This is a genomic window from Myxococcus sp. SDU36 (assembly GCF_030168875.1).
Classification (GTDB): domain Bacteria; phylum Myxococcota; class Myxococcia; order Myxococcales; family Myxococcaceae; genus Myxococcus; species Myxococcus vastator.
Genome location: NZ_CP077414.1, coordinates 2,586,078 through 2,605,341 on the forward strand (window position 1 = coordinate 2,586,078; position 19,264 = coordinate 2,605,341).

16 protein-coding genes are annotated in these 19,264 nt (G+C 70.7%); 8 read left to right on the plus strand and 8 right to left on the minus strand.

The window, feature by feature from the left end; translation table 11 throughout:
* Positions 1-77 precede the first annotated feature (77 nt).
* Entirely contained in the window at positions 78-2,276 is a 2,199-nt protein-coding gene (locus tag KGD87_RS09995) for an outer membrane protein assembly factor BamB family protein (RefSeq protein ID WP_284667226.1), read from the plus strand.
* Positions 2,277-2,290: 14 nt separating this feature from the next.
* Here KGD87_RS09995 and KGD87_RS10000 read toward each other — a convergent pair whose 3' ends face one another.
* The gene (locus tag KGD87_RS10000) at positions 2,291-3,205 is read right to left on the minus strand and encodes a hypothetical protein (RefSeq protein WP_284667228.1); all 915 of its coding nucleotides are present in this window, start codon (positions 3,203-3,205) and stop codon (positions 2,291-2,293) included.
* Positions 3,206-3,256: 51 nt separating this feature from the next.
* Between KGD87_RS10000 and KGD87_RS10005 the strand changes: the two genes are divergently transcribed.
* Positions 3,257-4,288: a homoserine O-acetyltransferase family protein gene (locus tag KGD87_RS10005; protein ID WP_284667230.1), complete on the plus strand. Its 1,032-nt coding sequence runs from the start codon at positions 3,257-3,259 to the stop codon at positions 4,286-4,288.
* On the opposite strand, the gene udk is transcribed toward KGD87_RS10005, so the two are convergent.
* Positions 4,289-4,924, minus strand: a complete 636-nt coding sequence (gene udk / locus KGD87_RS10010; RefSeq protein ID WP_176414958.1) for a uridine kinase — start codon at positions 4,922-4,924, stop codon at positions 4,289-4,291.
* Between the two features lie 68 nt (positions 4,925-4,992).
* The gene (locus tag KGD87_RS10015) at positions 4,993-6,645 is read right to left on the minus strand and encodes an MbnB/TglH/ChrH family RiPP precursor modification enzyme (protein ID WP_284667231.1); all 1,653 of its coding nucleotides are present in this window, start codon (positions 6,643-6,645) and stop codon (positions 4,993-4,995) included.
* 116 nt (positions 6,646-6,761) lie between these two features.
* Between KGD87_RS10015 and KGD87_RS10020 the strand changes: the two genes are divergently transcribed.
* The 4 genes from KGD87_RS10020 to KGD87_RS10035 all read left to right on the plus strand — a co-directional run bounded on the left by KGD87_RS10020 (position 6,762) and on the right by KGD87_RS10035 (position 11,185).
* Positions 6,762-7,577 carry a GNAT family N-acetyltransferase gene (locus tag KGD87_RS10020; RefSeq protein WP_284667232.1) on the plus strand — a complete coding sequence of 272 codons (816 nt, stop codon included), beginning with the start codon at positions 6,762-6,764 and terminating at the stop codon, positions 7,575-7,577.
* Between the two features lie 167 nt (positions 7,578-7,744).
* Positions 7,745-8,578, plus strand: coding sequence for a hypothetical protein (locus tag KGD87_RS10025; protein ID WP_284667233.1), 834 nt, complete (start codon positions 7,745-7,747; stop codon positions 8,576-8,578).
* A 299-nt stretch (positions 8,579-8,877) separates the two neighbouring features.
* Positions 8,878-9,576: a response regulator transcription factor gene (locus KGD87_RS10030; protein ID WP_284667234.1), complete on the plus strand. Its 699-nt coding sequence runs from the start codon at positions 8,878-8,880 to the stop codon at positions 9,574-9,576.
* The gene (locus tag KGD87_RS10035; RefSeq protein WP_284667235.1) at positions 9,545-11,185 is read left to right on the plus strand and encodes a sensor histidine kinase; all 1,641 of its coding nucleotides are present in this window, start codon (positions 9,545-9,547) and stop codon (positions 11,183-11,185) included. Before KGD87_RS10030 ends, KGD87_RS10035 begins: the two co-directional genes overlap by 32 nt.
* Here KGD87_RS10035 and KGD87_RS10040 read toward each other — a convergent pair.
* Both KGD87_RS10040 and KGD87_RS10045 read right to left on the minus strand, forming a co-directional pair.
* Positions 11,173-12,351, minus strand: a complete 1,179-nt coding sequence (locus KGD87_RS10040) for a hypothetical protein (protein ID WP_284667237.1) — start codon at positions 12,349-12,351, stop codon at positions 11,173-11,175. The genes KGD87_RS10035 and KGD87_RS10040 overlap by 13 nt on opposite strands.
* Positions 12,352-12,358: 7 nt before the next feature.
* Complete coding sequence (locus tag KGD87_RS10045) at positions 12,359-13,684, minus strand: hypothetical protein (protein WP_284667238.1); 1,326 nt, start codon at positions 13,682-13,684, stop codon at positions 12,359-12,361.
* A 149-nt stretch (positions 13,685-13,833) separates the two neighbouring features.
* Between KGD87_RS10045 and KGD87_RS10050 the strand changes: the two genes are divergently transcribed.
* Both KGD87_RS10050 and KGD87_RS10055 read left to right on the plus strand, forming a co-directional pair.
* Positions 13,834-14,358, plus strand: coding sequence for a hypothetical protein (locus tag KGD87_RS10050; protein ID WP_284667240.1), 525 nt, complete (start codon positions 13,834-13,836; stop codon positions 14,356-14,358).
* Positions 14,355-14,924: a DUF4123 domain-containing protein gene (locus KGD87_RS10055; protein WP_284667241.1), complete on the plus strand. Its 570-nt coding sequence runs from the start codon at positions 14,355-14,357 to the stop codon at positions 14,922-14,924. Before KGD87_RS10050 ends, KGD87_RS10055 begins: the two co-directional genes overlap by 4 nt.
* 62 nt (positions 14,925-14,986) lie before the next feature.
* On the opposite strand, the gene KGD87_RS10060 is transcribed toward KGD87_RS10055, so the two are convergent.
* The 3 genes from KGD87_RS10060 to KGD87_RS10070 all read right to left on the minus strand — a co-directional run bounded on the left by KGD87_RS10060 (position 14,987) and on the right by KGD87_RS10070 (position 19,261).
* A complete protein-coding gene (locus KGD87_RS10060; protein ID WP_284667242.1) occupies positions 14,987-16,762 on the minus strand; it encodes a hypothetical protein in 1,776 nt (591 codons plus the stop codon).
* A 223-nt stretch (positions 16,763-16,985) separates the two neighbouring features.
* Entirely contained in the window at positions 16,986-17,978 is a 993-nt protein-coding gene (locus tag KGD87_RS10065; protein WP_284667243.1) for a cysteine synthase A, read from the minus strand.
* Between the two features lie 50 nt (positions 17,979-18,028).
* Positions 18,029-19,261 carry an ABC transporter permease gene (locus KGD87_RS10070; protein WP_284667244.1) on the minus strand — a complete coding sequence of 411 codons (1,233 nt, stop codon included), beginning with the start codon at positions 19,259-19,261 and terminating at the stop codon, positions 18,029-18,031.
* Between the last annotated feature and the right edge of the window lie 3 nt (positions 19,262-19,264).

Here is a 19,264-nt window from a genome sequence, read left to right on the forward strand (position 1 = left end):
GAACGGTTACAAAAATGTAGGTCCGTATAGGCGGCGGATGCTAGCCATCGCTAAACTGGCTTGTCAACGAACGCAAGATGACCCGCATACGCATCGGACAGCGCTGGAAACGCGAACCCGCAGCTTCCCCGCTCGATTCCATCGCACTGGAATTGGACGGGGTGGACCTTCTGTCCGGGGCCGTGGAGGAGTCTCTAGCAGAAGTCGTCCCTTCCCTGGTGCGCTCAGTTGCGGCGCTCGCGGGTGGGCGGCAGAAACTGGCCCAGGTCTCCCTGCCCGAGGCCCACCTGGAGCTGGTGCTCCGCCGCATGGGGCCGGAGGTGGAGCTGCTCGTGGCCAACCTCTCCCGCCCTGCCCGGCTGATGCGCCCGCCCGTCCGGGTGGAGCTGGAGGAGCTGGTGGGGGCGGTCCGTGAGGCCGGCGAGCGGTTCCTCGCCGACGTCACCCGGGCCGGGCCCAAGGCGCTCGCCACCACCGTGGGGCAGGCCCTCAAGGAGCCGCTGCGAGGCCTGAACCGCCCCGCCCGTCCTCCCGACGAGGCGCCGGCCCGGCCCGCCACCCGGCGCGTGGAGCCCACGGAAATTCCAGGCTTCGGCTTCGAGCTCCGGGACGCCGGCGTCCCCACGGGCCGTGGCGCCGCGCGGGGGACGGGCGGACTGCTGGCGCCCCTGCTGGCGTCGGGCGAGGTCTGGCTGTCGCTGCCCGGAAAGCCCGAGGCCTGGCGCGTCCCCGGCCCGCCGTTCCTGACAGCGCTGGAGCTGTCGCGACAGGCGGTGGAGCTGGCGCGCGCGGTGGAGCTGGGCGAAAACCGCTTCGAGCTGGCCCCCGCGGGCGCGAAGCCTTCGCTGCTGGTCGACCTGAAGACGGGCCAGGCGAAGGCGGGGCGCACCGGGACGCCCTTCCCGCTCGCGGGCAACGTGCTCGCCGCCGCCCTCCTCCACCTGGGCGAGTCCCTGGCCGCGGCCTTCGCGGAAGCGGACCGCGCGCTGGTGGCCAACCCGTACCGGATGGAGCTGGCGGAGCGCTGCCGCGAGGGCCTCTCACACCTGCGCGGCCCCGTGCAGCCCCCCGAGGCCCAGGGTGCGGCCCGCGAGAAGAAGGCCCGGGCCACGGGCCAGGGCACCTCCCGCCCGCTGAAGGTCCCCGGCCGCTTGCGCCGGCTGCGCTTCGAGAAGCTGTGGGAGAAGCGCGGCCTGCCGGACGCGGAGGAGTCGCGGCTGCTGCTCGGCCGGCACGGGCCGGTGTACTGCGCGCCGCAGCTGGCCTCCGCGTTCTCCCGAAAGGACGGAGCGCTGCTGTGGAAGCGCGCCGCGGCGCTGGGCGTGGCCGCGTCGGCGGATGGCCACGCGGTGGCGGCGGACATCGCGCGCGTCTACGGCTTCACGGGCCGGGGCGGCGGCGCGCGCTGGCTGCATGACCACGACGGAATCCCCCTGGGCCCGCTGCTGCTGCGCAAGGACGGCCTGCTGCTCACCCTGTCCGAGGACCGCACCGTCGCGGCCTTCGCGGAGGCCACGGGCCGCGAGGTCTGGCGCCTGGCGCCGCCGCGCACCCAGCGCAGCTGGCTGGCCACCCAGGGACACCGTGCGCTGGTGGGCACGGACTCGGGCTACCTCTATGGGCTCGACCTGGAGGACGGCCAGGTCCGCTACCGCATGCGCGCGCCCATGCCATTCCACGGGCCCCCGGTGGCCTGGGGCCGGCGCTTCCTGGCCATGCTGGGCCGCGGCTCGCACTGGGCCGTGTTGCTCGCGGACGCGCACACCGGCGAATCCGTGTGGACGTACGAGCCGAACCTGTCCCACCTGTCCGCGCCCCTGCCCGTGGGCTCACGGGTGTTCATCGCCGGCGAGCGCGAGCGCGAAGGCATGCTGCTCTGCCTGGACGCGAAGGGCCGGCGCCTCTGGGAGCGCCCGCTGAACCTGGGGCCTGGCCCCTATGCGCTGGCCGCCCTCCCCCGCGCGGTGGTGGTCACGAGCGCCTCGGGCGCCGCCACGCGGGTGGCCGCCTCCGGCACGGTGGATTGGCGCGTGGGCGCCGCGGGCGAGCCCCTCATCAGCGCGCTCCCCGCCCATACCGCGCGCGACGTCACGCTGGTGCCAGGGGAGCGCGTCCGCGCGGTGGACCCCCGCGGCGGGCAGGTGCTCGCGGAGGTCCAGGCCGGCGTGGGGCTCGTCGCGCTCCAGGCCGACGTGCGCCTCAACCTCTACTTCCTGGACGACGCCGGCACGCTGTCCGCGTACCGGCTCGGCTCTCACTTCACGGTGGTGGAGTAACCCCCCGCGAAGGCCTAGTTCGCCGCGGCCTTCGACGGGTCGATCTCCTCCTCGGGGCGCTCTTCCTGGGTGGCGCCCTCCCACGACTCGCCGGCGCCGAGCTTCCAGTCAGACGGCACGTCCAGCTTCCACACGTAGCTGGACGTCGCGGTGCCACCCGAAGCCGCGCTGGAGGAGAGGTTGATGGTCATCTCCACCTTCGCCACCTCGTTCGGCAGCAGGTCCAAATCGTAGTGCCCCAGCACCATCTGCGGGGGGAACGACGGGACGAAGCGCTCCGGGTGGTCAATCTTCATGGACGGGTCGGCGCCGCGCATCTCGCCCAGCAGCTTCCCCTTCGCATCGGTGAGCTTCCACACCGTGTCGAACGTGGCGCTGGTCATCATCTTCAGCACCTTGCCGTCGTCCTTGAGCACGCGCTGCGCGCCCCACACCGCCAACTGCAGGCGGATCTGCGGCTTGCCCAGCACCATCACCACGTCGGAGGAGATGATGTCCAGGCGCATGCCCTTGTCCGTGGCCGTCCACACCGGGCGGTAGCGGCCCTCGCGCAGGCTGTCGAACGTCTTGCGCGTGTACTCGTAGAAGGCCTTGCGGTCGTTGGCGCGGTCATCCTTCGCGCCACGCTCCTCGCGCGCCTCCAGCTCCAGCAGGTAGTCGTCGAACTTCGTGTTCCCCTTGAAGCGCGTCAGGTGCGCGTCCACCTGCTCGAAGTAGTTCTTGAAGAAGGGCTTCAACTCATCGCGGTAGCTGGCCTCGTCCGGGTTGGCGCGCATCCAGCCCACCCGTTCGAGGTACTCCGCGTGAATCCGTTGCTGATCCGCATTCCGCTGGGCCTCCAGCGCGCGACTGCTCGCGCTGCGATAGCTCATGACGGCGGCCAGCAGCACACCCGCGACGATGACGATGACTCCGAAGTAGCGCTTCACGCGGCAGTCTCCTGTGCCTTTGTCCTGGCAGTGATATGAAAAATCCCCAACGTGATCCAGGCCACCGGGACCCACCTGTTCACCACGCCCCTTCCCTTGGAGGAAGGAGAGCTGCTGGGCAATCCCCAGGTGGCTTGGGCGGCCTACGGAGAACCATCCGACGGCAAAGCGGTGGTGTTGCTGCACGACCTGGCGCACTCTCACCTCGCGTTGGGCCCGCCGGAGGACTCGGCGTACCAGCCCTCCGGCTGGGGGCGCGCCCTGGTGGGGACGAACCTCGCGTTGGACCCCGCCGTCACCCCCGTCTTCTCGCCCGGGTTGCTCGGCAGCCCTTTCGGCAGCACGTCGTCCGCGACGGTGAATCCCGCGTCGGGTGAGCGCTGGGGGCTCGAACTGCCGCCGCTCACCGTGCAGGACATGGCGCGCGCCGTGTCGGCCACGCTGCGCGCGCGGCGGCTGACGCAGGTGCGCGCGCTGGTGGGGGTGGGCCTGGGCGCCCACGTGGCGCTGCGGCTGGCGTCGCTGTTCCCGGACCTGGCCGAGGGCGTGGTGGCCATCGGCGCGGCGCGCGCGCTGCCCGAAGGCGTGCGCGAGAAGCTGGGCCTGTCCTGGCAGGTGCTGCGCGCGGACCCCGACTACCGGGACGGCCTCTACGCGCTGGATGCGCCGCCGCGCAAGACGATGCGCAAGCTGCGCCTGGACTTCCAGAAGCTGCTCTGCGGACGTGAGTTCCTGGCCTCCGCGTACCCGGCCCCCGAAGCGGCCCGCGCCGCGCTGGAGGCGGAAGCGGACGCCTTCGCGGACGCCTTCGACGCGGTGTCCTGGGCGTCGCTGTGCTCGGCGTACGCGGGCAGCGACGTGTCGGACGGCTTCTCGCGTATCCGCGCGCGGGTGCTGCTGGTGACGGGGACGTCGGATGCCATGGCCCCGGTGAACCGGGTGCGTGACACCTACCACCTGCTGAGCGCCGCGGGCGTGAGCGCCCGCTTCCTCGAGCTGCCGGGGCCCGGGGACCATGCGGCGCTGCTCCAGGACGCGGAGCGGCTCCATGGCCCGCTGAGCGACTTCCTGCGGCGGTGCTGACTAGTCCCGCCTCACGGCGCCGGAGAGCTTGCCGCGGAGCGCGCCCACCAGCATGCCGATGGCAATCTCGTTGTTGCCGCCGTGCGGGATGATGATGTCCGCGAAGTGCTTGGACGGCTCCACGAAGCCCATGTGCATGGGCCGCACGTGGCGCAGGTACTGGCTCACCACGTGGTCGAAGTCGCGGCCGCGGTCCTTGATGTCGCGGGTGAGGCGCCGGAGGATGCGGAGGTCGTCGTCCGCGTCGACGTAGATCTTCACGTCCATCTCATCCCGGACCTCCTTCATGTGGAGGACGAGGATGCCCTCGATGAGGATGATGTCGCCGGGGTCGACGTTCTTCGTCTGCGGCTGACGCGACGAGGTGACGAAGTCGTAGACGGGCTTCTGGATGGGCTGCCCGGACTTCAGCGCTCGCAGGTGCTGAACCAGCAGCTCCCTGTCGAAGGCATCCGGGTGGTCGAAGTTCACCTCGCGCCTGTCCGCCAGCGGAAGGTCCTTCAAGTCCCGGTAATACGAATCCTGATCGATGAAGGCCACGCGGCAATCAGTCAATGCCTCGCGGACCTTGCGGGCAACGGTGGTCTTGCCGGACGCGGTGCCGCCCGCGATTCCGACGACGAGGGGGGACGCCATGGCGGCGCGAACTATCTTACCGGGACGGCCAGCGCAAGGGTTCGGTCCAATCCCGGACATTTCTCCCGCTAGCCCCTGCGAATCAGCCCACGCCCCCTCGCCTCCTCCAGCAACCCAGGCGTCACCTCCGCCTCGGCCATGGGCCGGACAGCGAGCATTCTCAGGAACTCCCCCAGGACCGGGGGCACCGACGTCACCTCCGGCCCGCCTGCCCTACGCCGTGCGACGAAGGACCAGGGCCCCGGGCCGGGCCGGCGCGCCACCTGGCTCAGCGAATCCAGGCCGGACAGCTCCAACGTGCCACACGCCCATGCCCGGGCCGTGAGATGCCGCCGCACGGCGCGGGCGGAGTGGATCAGCTCGGACAGGTCCACGGGAAGCGACCCGGCCCGCACGTCCTCCATCAACCCCACCTGTCCCGGCGCGGGCGCGGGCGCCCGCCGCGTGAATAGCGACGGCAGCAGCAGCTCCAGCGTCAGCGCCGCCGACGCGCCCTCATCCGGTGACTCGCGCAGGCGCCGCATGGCCCAGGACGCGAAGGACTGCCCGGGCGTGCGCGCCACGGAGTCGAAGAGCTTCCGGTACTCCTTCGAGCCGGTGAAGGCCGCCAGCCCCTCCCGGGTGCCCGCGAGCAACAGCCGGGTGAGTGGCCACTCGCGGTCCAGGACCTCCGCGACCACGGCCAGACGGAAGTCCTGGTCCGCCAGCGTGCCCGCTTCGTCCTCCACGGAGGCCGCGGGCGCGGCGGCGTACCCCGCGTCGAACAAGGCCCAGGGCTGGCTGTCCTCCATGAGGGGCGGCACGGCCGCGGCGGCCGGGGGGACACGCCACGTCAGCGGCGGACGCGCTCCCGCGGGCACCCATTGGCGCAGGCGGCGCAAGGACATCCGGGCGACCTCGGGCGGGTGGCCGTCGCCCTCGAAGGTGACGGCGCGCAGTGACGGGCAGCGCGGAATCAACGAAGCCAGCAGTTCGAAGAGCTCCTCGCGCACCGGCTGCGTGTGGTCATCCACGTAGAAGCTGCGCGGCCCCCGATGCGTCACCACGCCTCCGGCGATGTGCAGCTCGATGACCTGGTCGAGCGGAAAGCCGTCCAGCCCCGTCTCCAGTGGCAGACCGGCGGAGAGCTGATGGCTGAGCAGGTGCCCCAGGTCGAGCAGCAGCGGCGCCCCGGTGCGCGCGTGCAGCTTCGCCATGAAGTCCAGCACGTGCCACTGCCCGCGCCGCGCGAGCACCGCGGGGTTCTCCAGCGCGAGCGGCCTGGACAGGTGCCGCTGGACATGGAGCGCGTGGGACACGCACGCCTCCAGGCCCGCTTCGTTGAAGGGCGGCGTGAAGTAGAGGTAGCCCGGGAAGGGCTGCCCGTCCACGTGCCACCAGCCGACGTCGTTGCCCACCCAGGGGCTCTCCACGGCGCGCGCGTGGGCGTCCAACTCCCGCAAGGCCTGGCCGGGCTCCAGCGCGGGCCCCCAGAGGTTGAGGTGGACGGGATGGAAGAGCACCGGGACGTCCTGGCGCCGGCGCCACATCTCCGGGAACAGCGAGGCGTGCGCCTTCGACTCCTCCAAGGAGAGCGGCGCGCTGTACTCCACGTAGTCGAAGAGGCCCGGTGACTCGTCCAGCAAGCGGTAGGGCTGCGGCACGTCCGCCACGCTCAGGTTGCTGCTCAGCCCCAGGCCCCGCCAGGGCAGTGTCCACGTCTCGGGAACCGCATGCGTCATCCTCTCAACGTAGACGTGCCCCGCGCCCACCGCCACCCGCGACCGCCGGGCAGTGGCGCGCTGACCGCATCCGGGCTCGGGTATGCTCGCCGATTCCCCTCACCCCAGGAGGCACGATGCCCACCCCCTCACGCGTCGAGATAGATGAATCCAACGCGCAGTACCGTGGAGCCTGGAGGCTGTTCGCCCTGGGCAGCAAGTCGGGTGAAGTGGTCGAGCGCCCCGACGTCTACATCACCGCCTGCCACGTGGCCTGGTCGATGATGAACTCCGCCTTCCTGCGCGCGCCCGTCGAAACGGAACAAGCGCTCGCGGCCGCGGCGGCCTCGGCGGCGCGCTACTTCTCCGCCGGTAGACATGGCTGGAGCTTCGTCATCTGCGACGACTGGCTGGCCCCCTCCGTGCGCGACAACGCGCCCTCCATCCTGGCCTGGTACGGGCTCAAGTCGGAGATGAACGTCACCGGCATGGTGGCGGACCGGCTGGCGCCCCCCCTTCGCCCACAGCCTCCGTTCAACGTCCGCCCCGTCACGGATGCCTGGGGCCGGCAGGCCGTGGCCGACATCAACGCCAACGCCTACGACGTCCCCCGCCACTTCGGCCGTGAAGCGTTCGACGAGGACACGCTCTACACCCCGGACTGTCAGGGCTTCGTGGCGTGCCGCGACGAAGAGGCCGCGGCCAGCACGGTGGTGCTGCGCGTGGATTCCGCCGCCTACGTCGCCCTGGTCGCGACCCAGCCGCGACACCGCCGGCAAGGTGCCGCCGAGGCCGTGATGCGACATGCGCTGGCGAAGGCCCATCAGGACTGGGGCACCGAGCGCACCGTCCTCCACGCCACGAGCTCGGGCGAGCCCGTCTACACCCGCCTGGGCTACCGGCCGGTGACGCGCTTTCGCATGTACCTGGCGCCTCCACCGGGCCAGGGCTGAGCCACGCGCGACGGCTCGGCCCGGGGGAGTAAAAACAGACTCATTGAAGAATGCCGCTCTCGCGTGAACCGTGGTCCAGATTCTTCGATGGCGTGGAGGTTATGGCAGACTGATCCGTGGGGGGCTTGCCGCACGTCTTGTATCGCCCAGCCACAGGGAGTCCGCACATGGCCAAGTGGGATGATCTCGTCCTGGCGATTCCACCGCACGCGGGCGGCAGGCTTCAGGCTCCCGCCGCGGTCTCTCTGCTGGAGACACTCCTCGGCCTTCACGAAACCCAGCTCACCCTCCTTCGTGGGTTGCATCGCGATGTCCGGCCGCTGCGGGAAGGCCCCTTCCATGCCGGGCGGCTGCACCTGGAGGCCGTGCGCGCCCCCCAGGCCACCCGCGATGAACAACTGGAGCGGCTGAAGTCCGCGCGGAGCTGCTTCACGGAAGCCATGGGCACCGAGCGCGACAAGGCCCGGCTGTCGTTCATCGCCCTGCACCTGGGCCTCTGCTGGCTGCTGCTGGGCGCGGAGCGGGACGCGCGCGAGTGGACGCGGCTGGCCCACCGCACGGCCGTGGAGGCCATGAAGGACATCCTGGTGGAAGCCTCGAGGCACCGGGGCCTCACCCAGAACCGGTACCTGGATCCAGCGCTCACCTTCTTCATGTTCTTCACCAGCACGGCCACGCTGGGCGCGGGCTACCTCTTCTGGGACCGGGTGCTCAGCAAGCGCACGGGCACGGTGATGCGGCGCGCGCTGGGGCAGATGCAGGCGCTGGCGGACTACGTGGACATGCTGGGCGAGGTGCGCCTCCGCCTGGGCGAGTTCCCTCATGACGTCGCCCGGTACGAGCTGACCCACGGCGTGGACGAACAGCAGTCCGTCGCCCGCATCACCATCCGGAAGCTCATCAACGACCGGGAGGCCATCTACTTCAACGGCCGGGAGACCCGGAAGGTCACCTGGAACGACCAGGAGCGCTCCGAGGTCATCACCCGCGAGCTGCTCTGACGCCGGGCGCTGTCACAGTCCCGTCAAACCCTGTTTTCAGGATTGCCGCGAGCGGAACGTCAGACCGGCCCGCCATAGTAGCGGCACTTCCTTGATGGGGGCGAAGGTGACGGCGCAGACGATGCTCGTGTTCATTCCAGTGGTTCTCCTACTCGCCGCGGCGATTGTGATTCCGCGGCCCCGCCGGCGCTCACGCCGGTAGTCTTGCTCTCGGCCGGGGTTGCGCCCCGGCCGTCTCCCCCGGCCTTCGGTGGGTGTAGAGTGCGGCAGCCGTCGCAACCCTCCCCTCCCGAGCAGCCGTGGCCGAACGTCCCACAGTCCTGGTCGTCGACGATGATCCCCACCTGAGGGAGATTGTCCGCTTCGCCCTGGAGCAGGGAGGCTTCCAGGTGGATGAGGCCGCGGATGGCCGCGCCGCCCTGACGCAGGTCGACCGGACCCTCCCGGCGCTCATCGTCCTGGACATCATGATGCCGGAGCTGGACGGGCTCGCCGTGTGCCGCGAGGTCCGGCGCAAGCACGAGCTGCCCATCGTCTTCCTCTCCTCGCGGGACGACGAGGTCGACCGCATCCTCGGCCTGGAGCTGGGCGGCGATGACTACCTCACCAAGCCCTTCAGTCCGCGCGAGCTCGTGGCCCGCGTGAAGGCGGTGCTCCGGCGCGCGCGGCCCGCGCCGGCCCCGGAGGTCGAAGCGCCGTCGGCGCGGATGCAGGCCCGAGGGCCGCTGCGCATGGACGCGGAGCGCTGGCGCGCGTGGTGGCAGGACACGGAGGTGGTGCTCACGGTGACGGAGTTCCAGCTCCTCGCCACGCTGCTCCGGGTCCCCGGCAAGGTCTTCACCCGGGACGAGCTGATGAACCGCGTCTACGACGACGTGGTGGTCAGCGACCGGACCATCGACAGCCACGTGCGCCGGGTGCGGCAGAAGTTCGCGGGCGCGGGCGGAGACGTCATCGAGACGGTGCATGGCCTTGGCTATCGGCTCGCCCTCCCCTGAGCGCCGCGCGCGTCCGCGCTTGTGGCTGGTGTTCGCCGCGGTGGGCGTCGCGGGGTTCGCGCTCACGCTCGGGGGGCTCGCCTTCGTGCGCGTCTACGACAACCAGCTCATTCGCCAGACGGAGTCGGAGCTGATTGCCCAGGGCGCGGTGGTCGCGGAGGTCTTCCGCGAGCGGCTGCGCGCCACCGTGCCAGCGGGTGCATACGGCCGCGAGCGCACCGCCCCCTGGCCCTTCCCCATCCCCGACGACACGCGCCTGCGCCCCATCCTCCCGTCGCTCAGGGCCTCGGATGCGACCCTGCCGCCGGGCGCCACGCCCCAGCCCTCACGCGTTCCCGCGGAGCCGCTGTCACATGCGGCCGGACTGCGACTGACGCCGCTGCTCGAACAGGTGCGCGCGGCGACCCTGGCCGGCATCCGCGTGGTGGACACCGAGGGCGTGGTGGTGGCCAGCAGCAGCCCCGCGCTGCTGTGGACGACCCTGGCGGACCGCACGGAGGTCCAGCGGGCCCTGCGCGGCGAGCCCGTCAGCGTGATGCGCCGCCGCGTCGCCGATCCCGAGGACACCCCGCTGGCGTCGCTCAGCCGCGACACCGGCATCCGCGTCACGGTGGCGCTGCCCGTGCTGGAGGGCGAGCGCGTCTGGGGCGCGGTGGTGCTGACGCGCACGCCCATGACGTTCGCCAAGGCGACGTACGCGGACCGGTGGAACCTCACCGCCACCGGCTTCGTGTTGCTCGGCGCGGTGGCGCTGATGTCGCTGGCCGCCGCGGCGCTGGTGGGCCGGCCGGTGCGCGCGCTGGTGAAGCAGACGCGCGCCATCGCCATGAGCGACCCCGCGGGCTTCGAGCCCATGGCGCGCCCCGTGGTGGCGGAGCTGGCCGAGCTCTCCGAGTCGCTGGCCGGCATGGCCACCGCGCTGCGGGACAGGAACCAGTACATCCGCTCCTTCGCGGCCAACGTGTCGCACGAGTTCAAGACGCCGCTGGCCTCCATCCAGGGCGCGGTGGAGTTGCTGCGCGACAGCGCCGACGCGATGTCCCCCGAGCAACGCGCGCGGTTCCTCGCCAACGTGGACGCGGATGCCCGCAGGCTCACCCGCCTGGTGCAGCGCCTGCTGGAGCTGGCCCGGGCGGACTCCATGACGGCCACGCCCGCGCGGGTGGAGCTGGGCCCGCTGCTGGAGGGGCTCGCCCTCCGCGCCCGCGCCGAAGGCGCCACGGACATCCACGTGACGGCACCGCCCGTGGGCCTGAAGGTGAGCCTGCCGCAGGAGGTGCTCGACGACGTGCTCTGGCAGCTCGTCACCAACGCCCGCCAGCACGGCGGGGACACCGTCCGCGTGGACCTGTCGGTGGAGCAGGCCCCGGAGGCGGACCTGGTGCGCGTGGTGGTGAAGGACAACGGCAAAGGCATCTCCGAGACGAACCGCGCGCGCATCTTCGACGCCTTCTTCACCACCGCCCGGGAGCGCGGCGGCACGGGCCTGGGGCTGACGATTTCCCAGTCCATGCTGCGCGCCTTCCACGCGAGGTTGGAGCTGCTTCCTTCCACCCCGGGCACCACCTTCGCGGTGGTGGCGCCCGTGATTCGGCTTCAGCGGAAGTAGCTGTCGGAGATGTCCACCGAATAGCCCAGCTCCAGCGTGGGCGAGGACGCCGCCACCAGGAACTGGCGGAAGTGCAGCGCCTTTCCGGGCAGGCCCGACGCCTCCGAGGCCACCGCCTCCGTCGACTCGTACTGCTCCAGGCTGCCGCCCTCGCGCCGGTAGTTGAACACCGCCGGGAAGTGCGCGCGTGCGCGGAGCTCCGCCACGGGCCAGGAGACGCGCGGCAGCGCCAGCTGCAACCGGCCGGAGAGGTGGAAGACGCCCAGCTCTCGCGACAGCACCACCTCCAGCGTCCCGCCCGTCTCGCCCAGCCGCGCGGGAGCGGCCTTCAGCGCCAGGGTGCCATCTTGCGACTCCACGGGGACGGGAATGGCATTCAGGGTGACGCGCTCCAGCCTGTGCCCTTCCGGCAGCACCAGCTCCAGCGGCTGCTCGCGGTCCAGGCTCAGCGCATAGCTGACGCGCAGCGTGGCACGGCCCTCCAGCGTGGAGACCCAGGACGCGGTGGCCTCGGTGATGCGCGGCTCGAGCGGTGGGCGCACCTGCTGCTTCTGGCTCTGTGCCACCCGCGCCACCGACGCGCGCCAGCCGACGCGCAGCGCGCCTTGCACGGGATAGACGGCGTGGGACTCGCCGCCCATGGACGCCAGCGGCTCGGTGAGCGTGAAGACGGACGTGTCCGCCTCCAGCGCCAGCGGCACCGGGGACGCGTGGGGCCCGAAGCGAAGCTGGGCACGGCGCTCCGGGCCCGCGCCGGGCGAGCGGATGGAGACGCCCACGTCGAAGACATAGCGTCCCGCCTTCCGCGTGAGCAGGCAGAGGTACCCGTCGACGACGCCCACGGTGCCCTCCTCCAGCGAGGGCAACGCGGCCGGGAACGTGTCCGCGTCGAGCTGGAGCAGGCGCACCTGCGTCCAGCGCCCATCCGCGAGCACCTCCACGTCGAAGTGCCCGTCCACGAAGAGGGCATCCGCCGTGAGCCGGCCCTTGAGCTGGCTCTTCACCAGGGCCTCCATCGGAGGTGCTTCAGCGGGCGCCGACTGGCGCTGCGCGTAGAGGGGAATCAGCTCCTGGAGCGGCACGGTGGCGCTGCCGGAGGGAGTCTTGACGGCCGAGCCATCGGCCGTGGTCAGCAGGAGTCCAACGAAGAGCGGTACGGTCCACATGGCGCAATCAGCTCGCTTCCGGGGTGACAGGGGTGGAGGCAGCGGGAGCCGCGGCGGCGCGCGGAGGCTCGCCGGGCAGGGACAAATCGGAGAGGAAGGCCCGCACACCGGCGCGGGTGGAGAGCACCATCAGCCCCAGCAGCGCGGCGAGTATCTCCAGCGTGTAGATGAGGCCGGTGTAGCCCTGGAGGATGACGGCGCCGGTGGGGACCACCAGCGTGGCGCCCCACAGCGCCGCGAGCACGGACGTCCGCTCCTTGGGGAAGAGCCAGCGGACGTAGACCACCACCGCCGCGCCCAGGCCCACCGCGCAGAGGGCGTAGGCGGCGTAGAAGTTCATGAAGGCCGCCAGGTACGCCAGCAGCACGAAGAAGAAGCCGTACACGGCCGCCAGCAGGTACGTCTCGTGGAGCGCGAGCGAGCGACGGTGGCGCAACCCCAGGGCCGCCAGCAGCGCGAGCAGCCCCAGGAAGGGCACCCAGGCCCGGGTCGCCATGGTGCCCACCAGCGCGTCGAACGTCTTCTCCGACGGGAGGATGACGCCCAGGTTCACCCCCGACTCCAGCGACTGGAAGGCCCAGTCCAGCGTCACCGCGTCGGACGTCGTGTTCACCGACGACGCGGCCAGCACGCCCGCCGGGTAGTCGTAGTTCTCCCCGCCTTCGACGGCGACGTGGACGCGCACGTCCCGCGCGGGCAGCGCCGGGTCCAGGCGGTACACGAACGAATTGAGTCCCCGGGCGCGGTAGCGGATGGTGAAGCGGGACGTGGCGCCCTTGGCGATGCGGCCCGTCCACACCAGCCGGTTGCCGGACTCACCCAGGTCCAGGCTGGACTCCTTGCCGTCGACGAGGAACTGGAGCTCCGACAGCAGCACCTGCGACTTGTCCATCTCCATGGGGAAGATGAACGCCACGTCGATGTCGGTGCTCTCGCGGTTGACCACCGAGTAGTCGGCGTTGAGGGTGAAGTCGAAGCCGGAGAAGTAGCGCAGCCCGCGCTTGCGGTAGTTCATCATCGCCTGCACCTCGACGTGCTGGCGGTCGAAGGGCAGCGGCTTCAGCTCGGTGAAGATGGTGCCGCTATGCACGTAGCGCAGCGACGGCGCGGGCTGGGTGACGGGCGCGCCCCAGCGGTCCTCCACCCCGGCGGCCAGCTCCGAGTTGGCGAAGTCCGTCCGGTCCGCCACCTGCCCGGCGATGACCGCCGTGGCGAACACGACGATGATGAGACTGCCGAAGACGTGGTGGGCCACGAGCCAGCGCAAGGCCCGGCGAAGGGCGCCTTCGGGCGTTCGCGGCGGACGGGGAGGCAGCGGAGGAGGTGCGTTCATGGGCGCAGGATGTGCGCCCCCCGTGCAACGGTGATGGCCCCCTTGTGCGGCCGCCAAGGAATGTTCGTGCAGATTTCGTGCAGGCCGGGGTGCAGCGTCACCTGGACCCGGGTACACTTGGAGTGTCTTCACGCCCCGACAAGGTCGTCATGTCCGTCCCTGGAATCGGCTTCCCTGGCCCCTGGCGGCTCCGCTCTGGCGCCGAAGAGTATGAGCTGCTCGTCCTGCGCGCCGTGACGGCGCTCGACGAGCGGGAGTGCGTCCCGGCCGAGCACATCACCTGGCAGCTCGACCACTGGCTGACCTCCGCCCGCAGGCCCCTGCTGGAGATGTACGAGGCCCTGGGCGGCATCCTTCCGTGGAACGTCAGCTCGCTGGAGCGCGCCCGGCAGGACGCCCGTGTGCGGGAGCGGCTGGCGCAGGCGCTGGAGCGCCGTGAGCTGGTGGCCCTGCGCGTGCAACGCCGCGCCGCCGCCTGGGCGTGGCCGGAGCAGGCCCTGCCACCCCCTCGGGCCGAGCCCGAGGCCATCCCCCTGGCACGCCCGCCCGTGGAGGTCTTCACCCTCTTCCCCGACCCGGCACGGCAGGCTGAAGCCCTGCGCCAGGCCGCGGCGGCGGGTGTGCCGTTCTGCGAGGAGTGTGAGAAGCGGAAGCAGCAGCAGGCGGCGGCGTGAGCGCTCCCGTCCCCCAGCTTCCGGGCCTGCTGCGGTGGGTGCGCCAGGCCACGGAGGAAGCGCCCACCTCGGCGCTCTACGCCATCCTGGACGGGGCGCGGGCCCCCAATGTCCACCGGCTGGTGCTCAGCTGTGGCCTGACGCAGAGCTGCCTCTATGCGGGGAAGCTGCCGCCGGAGCTGGTGGAGGTGGCGCCCTACCTGGTGCAGCTGCGGCCCGGCGCGCCCGCCACGGAGCAGCTGCTCGCCGCGGGCTGGGGCCAGAGCTGGGGCATCTTCGTGCAGAGCCCGGCCCACCCGGACGCGCTGCGGCGGCACCTGCGGCGCTTCCTCAAGGTCAAGGACGCCAGCGGCAAGTCGCTGGTGTTCCGCTACTACGACCCGCGCGTGCTGCGCGTCTACCTGCCCACGTGCACGGACGACGAGCTGGACTTCCTCTTCGGCCCCATCGAGCAGTTCTTCGCTGAATCGGAGGACGGCGGCAACATGCTCGCCTACGCGCGCCGCCCCGAGGACGCCCCCCTGGACGCGCCGCCGCTGTCCATCCTCCCGACGCCGCTCCTGTAGCGGTCCCGCCCCCTCCCGGGGCGCACCGTTGAATCGATGCGCCCCGGTCGGGCCTCCCCGCATCAGTGCGCGGAGAGCATCGGCCGGTCGAACGCGCGCGCCAGGCAGGACTGGTTCGCCACGCTGTCCAGGTTCTGCGTGCGCATCTGGATTTCGAAGAACGGCCGGGACACCGACGTCACGACAGGGTCCTGCACGATGAAGGGCGTGGAGGGACTGGCCATGCCCGTGGCGAGGAAGGGAGACAACACCCCGTTCTCGTTGATGTGCGTGAAGGCGGTCCGCGACTCACGGCCATGGCACCCACTGCACGTGTTGAAGGAGAACTTGTGCCGGGCCTCGTTGACGGAGATGCCCGACGCGCGCCAGTACGAATCCGTCACCGACGAAATCCACGGGAACGCGCCGAGGAACGGCGTGGCCGCCGTGGGGTACGTCGGCGGCACGGTGTAGCTGTTGGCGAGGATGGCGGACGTGTTCGCGTTGATGAAGTTTCGCAGCACCGCCGTGTCGTTGTGCGAATCCCCAGGCGTCAGCACCGTCGGCTGGCCCTGCAGGCGGTTCACCGAGGGGCCCGAGCCCATCAGGTGGAACTCACGCAGCTCCCACGGGTAGCGCAGCCACTCCTCGTTGGTGCGAATCTGGTTGATGGCGCTGCCGTTCGGCTTGCGGGGCGCGGCGTTGCGCATCACCACCTGCTGCGTGAGGTTGGCCAGCGCCGTGTTGTACGCCGAGCTGCCCAGCACCATGGACGACGATGACAGGTTCAGCCACCCCCGCGCCCAGGTGCGGACCGCGTCACAGCTCGCGTGCGGGACGCCGTACTCGAAGATGACCAGGAAGGGCCGCACGCCACAGGTGCCGCTGGAGCGGTCCACCGCGGCGAAGACGAAGCGCAATTCGCCCGCGTTCCCGGAGGCGTAGGCGGACGGCCCCGCGTTGCCGCCCAGGTCCAGGCGGTTGACGATGGCCACCAGCTTGAAGGGCGACCGCGTCAGGTCCAGCGCGCCACTCACCCGCGGCCACGGGGTGAGGATGCGCGGGGTCATCGCCGTGCGCGCCGGCACCGACCAGCCGTTGATGTTCTGGTTGACGGTCCACTGCCGCAGCCAGTGCTCCGTCAGGTTCGCCGGCGACACGTACGAGCTCGCCATCTCCCGCATCAGGTGGTTGAACGTCCACACGCCGTTCGGGTTGCCGGCGTTCGTGCACGGATCGTACGTGCGCGTCGGGTCATTGACGACGTTGGGGTGGGTGATGATGAGCGAGTTCTTCGGATTCACCGCGTGGGAGATACCCGCGGGGAAGATGGGGATGGGGACCCCTGGCCGGAAGATGTCGGGCGACAGCGGAGTGAGGACTTGCTCGGAGACGCGGACGCGGTTGTCGAAGGTCGCGAACGTCAGCGGCGTCTGGGGATTGCGCGCCTGGAAGTCGCGAATGCGGTCCTGCGTGTCGCGGTGCGTGACGAAGTCCACGTCGCCCACGGCGGAGAACACGCCATCACCGGCCCGCTCGTCACCGTTGAGGCCCTGGTCGTTCAGCACGAGCGCCTGGCCCGAGTCCGACACCACGGGGACCTGCTGATGCTCCTGGCCCTGCGCGAGCTTCGCGCGGATGAGGCTGCGCGTCCTCGCCGTCAGCTCGCTGTCGAGCGCGATGGCGTCCATCGACTCGATGATGGGCGCGGCGCCCGTCTGCGCCTGCTCCTGCGCCGCGGCGGCCGGCTCCTCCGAAGGGAGGGACTCCGGGCCACCACACCCTGCCAGCAGGGATGCGGCGACGACGCCAGACCAGGCGCGCAACACGCCTGGAAACTTCTTGGATGACTGCTTCATGGGGGACTCCTCGCGGGAAGACTGCAATGCGGCCTCGTGCACCCCGCAGGCCAGAGTCCCCTTTCAACGCCTTCATGGGCAGCACGCGCGCCGACGCTGGCGCCAATGACAAATCACGCCACAGTGTGACGCGCCCTGTAACACCAGACGTCACAGAGCCCAGGGTGTCATTGCAGTCCCAGGGTATTGAATTGCAGCACTGCCACCCGAAAACCCCGCGCTTTCAGTCCACCGGAAGCGGCCTCACCTCCAGCTGCTTGGACGCGAGGAACGCCGGGTTGAACACCTTTGACGCATAGCGGCTGCCGTGGTCGCACAGGAAGGTGACGATGCGCAGCCCCTCCCCCCGGTGACGGCGCGCCAGCTCCCACGCGGCTCGCACGTTGAGGGCCGCCGACGTGCCCACCACCAGCGCGTCCTCGCGGGCCAGGTGGTAGAGCATCTCCACCATCTCCTGGTCCCCCAGGCGCATGGCCTCGTCCACGCGGGCCCGGCGGAAGTTCTCCGTGAGGCGCATGATGCCAATGCCCTCGGTGATGGAGGAGCCGGGCCCCTCCATGCGCCCTTCGCGCACGAAGGTGAAGAGGCCCGAGCCCGGAGGGTCCACCAGCACCACGCGCACGGAGGGGTTCTTCTCCTTCAGGTAACGGCTGACGCCGCCCAGGGTTCCACCGCTGCCCACGGACGCCACCAGCACGTCCACGCGGCCCTCGCACTGCTCCCAGATTTCGGGGCCCGTCGTCTCGTAGTGGAAGTCGCCGTTGGCCGGGTTCTCGAACTGGTTCGCCCAGAAGCCGCCCTGCGCCTCCGCCAGCACGCGGGCCAGGTGGAAGAAGTGGTTCGGGTTGGCGAAGGGCACGGCGGGGACCTTGCGGACCTCCACGCCCATGGCCTCCAGCAGCTCGTACTTCTCGCGAGCCTGGTTGTCCGGCATGGTGACGACCACGCGGTAGCCGCGCTCGCGGCCGAGCAGCCCCAGGCCGATGCCGGTGTTGCCCGCGGTGCCCTCGAAGATGGCGCCGCCCGGCTTCAGCAGGCCCTGCGCCTCCGCGCGCTGAATCATCCCCTTCGCGGCGCGGTCCTTGATGCTGCCGCCGGGGTTCATGAACTCGGCCTTCGCGAGGATTTCACACCCCGTCCGCCGGCTCAGCGAGCCAATGCGCAGCAGCGGGGTGTTTCCGACGGAGTCCCAGAGCGTTCCAATGCGAGGCGCCATGGGCCGTGCTTAACGCGAAGGGTGGCGCCCGTCACCGGGAACCACCGCCCTCAATCCGCCCGCATGGCCTCCACCGGGTCCAACTTCGCCGCGCGCGCCGCCGGGTAGATGCCGAACAGCAGCCCCACCCCGCAGCTCATGAACAGGGACAGGCCGACCGCCCACAGGGGCACCTGCATGGGGAAGCCCATCATCCATTTCCCCAGGAACACCAACCCGAAGCCCAGCCCCAGGCCCAGGGTGCCTCCCATCAGCGACAGCAACACCGCCTCCGTGGCGAACTGCCCCAGGATGCGGCGCTTGCGCGCGCCCAGCGCCTTGCGCACGCCAATCTCCCGCGTCCGCTCCATCACCGACACCAGCATGATGTTGAGGATGCCAATGCCGCCCACCACCAGGGACAGCAGGCACACGCCCACGCCCGCGATGGTGATGACGCTGGAGAGCTGGTTGAACGACGCCGTCACCGACTCGTTCGTGTGGAGCTCGAAGTCGTTGGGCAGGGTCGCCGGCACGTCGCGGCGCCGGCGCATCAGCGAGGCCACCTCATCCTGTGCCTTGGCGAACAGCTCCGGGGACTTCGCCTGCACGCTGATGTCCAGCGAGCGCTTCTTCCCGTAGAGCTGGTGGAAGACGCTCAGCGGAATCATCACCTGGTTGTCCAGGCTGAACATGCCCAGGATGCTGCCGCGCTTCTGCAGCAGGCCAATGACGCGGAAGGGCCGGCCTTTGATTCGCACCTCGTGGCCCACCGGGTTCATGCCGGGAAACAGCGCGTCCGACACGTCCGTCCCCAGCAGCACCACGTGGCGGCCGTCCAGCGCCTCCACTTCGTTGAAGTAGCGGCCGGCCTGCACCGACACGCCGCTCACCAGCGGGTAGTTGGCGGGTGTGCCGTACACGCGGACCGAAGGCCGCGTCTCCGAGCTCGCCGTGACCAGCTTCTGGCCCCCGTCGTCGTCGGTGGGCACCACCGTCCCCACCGACGGACAAGCCTCCGCGATGGCCCGCGCGTCGAGCATCTCGAAGTCCTTGCGCTTGGAGTACTTGGCCCAGTTGACGCGCCCGAAGCCGCCCGCGGGCCACTTCGTCACCTGGAAGGTGTGGGCCCCCATCCGTCCCAGGTCGTTGTTCACCTTAATGCGCAGGCCCTCGATGAGCCCCATCATGGTGATGACCGTCGCCACGCCGATGACGATGCCCAGCAGCGTCAACAGCGAGCGCAGCGGGTTGCCCAGGAAGGTGCTCAACGCCAGCCGCAGATTGTCCAGGAACGCTCGCATCGC

Bases quoted from the DNA above. Each gene is read 5' to 3' on its own strand.
- KGD87_RS09995 (WP_284667226.1), top strand. From the start codon at position 78: ATGACCCGCATACGCATCGGACAGCGCTGGAAACGCGAACCCGCAGCT.
- udk (WP_176414958.1), bottom strand. From the start codon at position 4,924: ATGGCGTCCCCCCTCGTCGTCGGAATCGCGGGCGGCACCGCGTCCGGC.
- KGD87_RS10015 (WP_284667231.1), bottom strand. From the start codon at position 6,645: ATGACGCATGCGGTTCCCGAGACGTGGACACTGCCCTGGCGGGGCCTG.
- KGD87_RS10020 (WP_284667232.1), top strand. From the start codon at position 6,762: ATGCCCACCCCCTCACGCGTCGAGATAGATGAATCCAACGCGCAGTAC.
- KGD87_RS10025 (WP_284667233.1), top strand. From the start codon at position 7,745: ATGGCCAAGTGGGATGATCTCGTCCTGGCGATTCCACCGCACGCGGGC.
- KGD87_RS10035 (WP_284667235.1), top strand. From the start codon at position 9,545: ATGGCCTTGGCTATCGGCTCGCCCTCCCCTGAGCGCCGCGCGCGTCCG.
- KGD87_RS10040 (WP_284667237.1), bottom strand. From the start codon at position 12,351: ATGTGGACCGTACCGCTCTTCGTTGGACTCCTGCTGACCACGGCCGAT.
- KGD87_RS10045 (WP_284667238.1), bottom strand. From the start codon at position 13,684: ATGAACGCACCTCCTCCGCTGCCTCCCCGTCCGCCGCGAACGCCCGAA.
- KGD87_RS10050 (WP_284667240.1), top strand. From the start codon at position 13,834: ATGTCCGTCCCTGGAATCGGCTTCCCTGGCCCCTGGCGGCTCCGCTCT.
- KGD87_RS10060 (WP_284667242.1), bottom strand. From the start codon at position 16,762: ATGAAGCAGTCATCCAAGAAGTTTCCAGGCGTGTTGCGCGCCTGGTCT.
- KGD87_RS10065 (WP_284667243.1), bottom strand. From the start codon at position 17,978: ATGGCGCCTCGCATTGGAACGCTCTGGGACTCCGTCGGAAACACCCCG.
- KGD87_RS10070 (WP_284667244.1), bottom strand. From the start codon at position 19,261: ATGCGAGCGTTCCTGGACAATCTGCGGCTGGCGTTGAGCACCTTCCTG.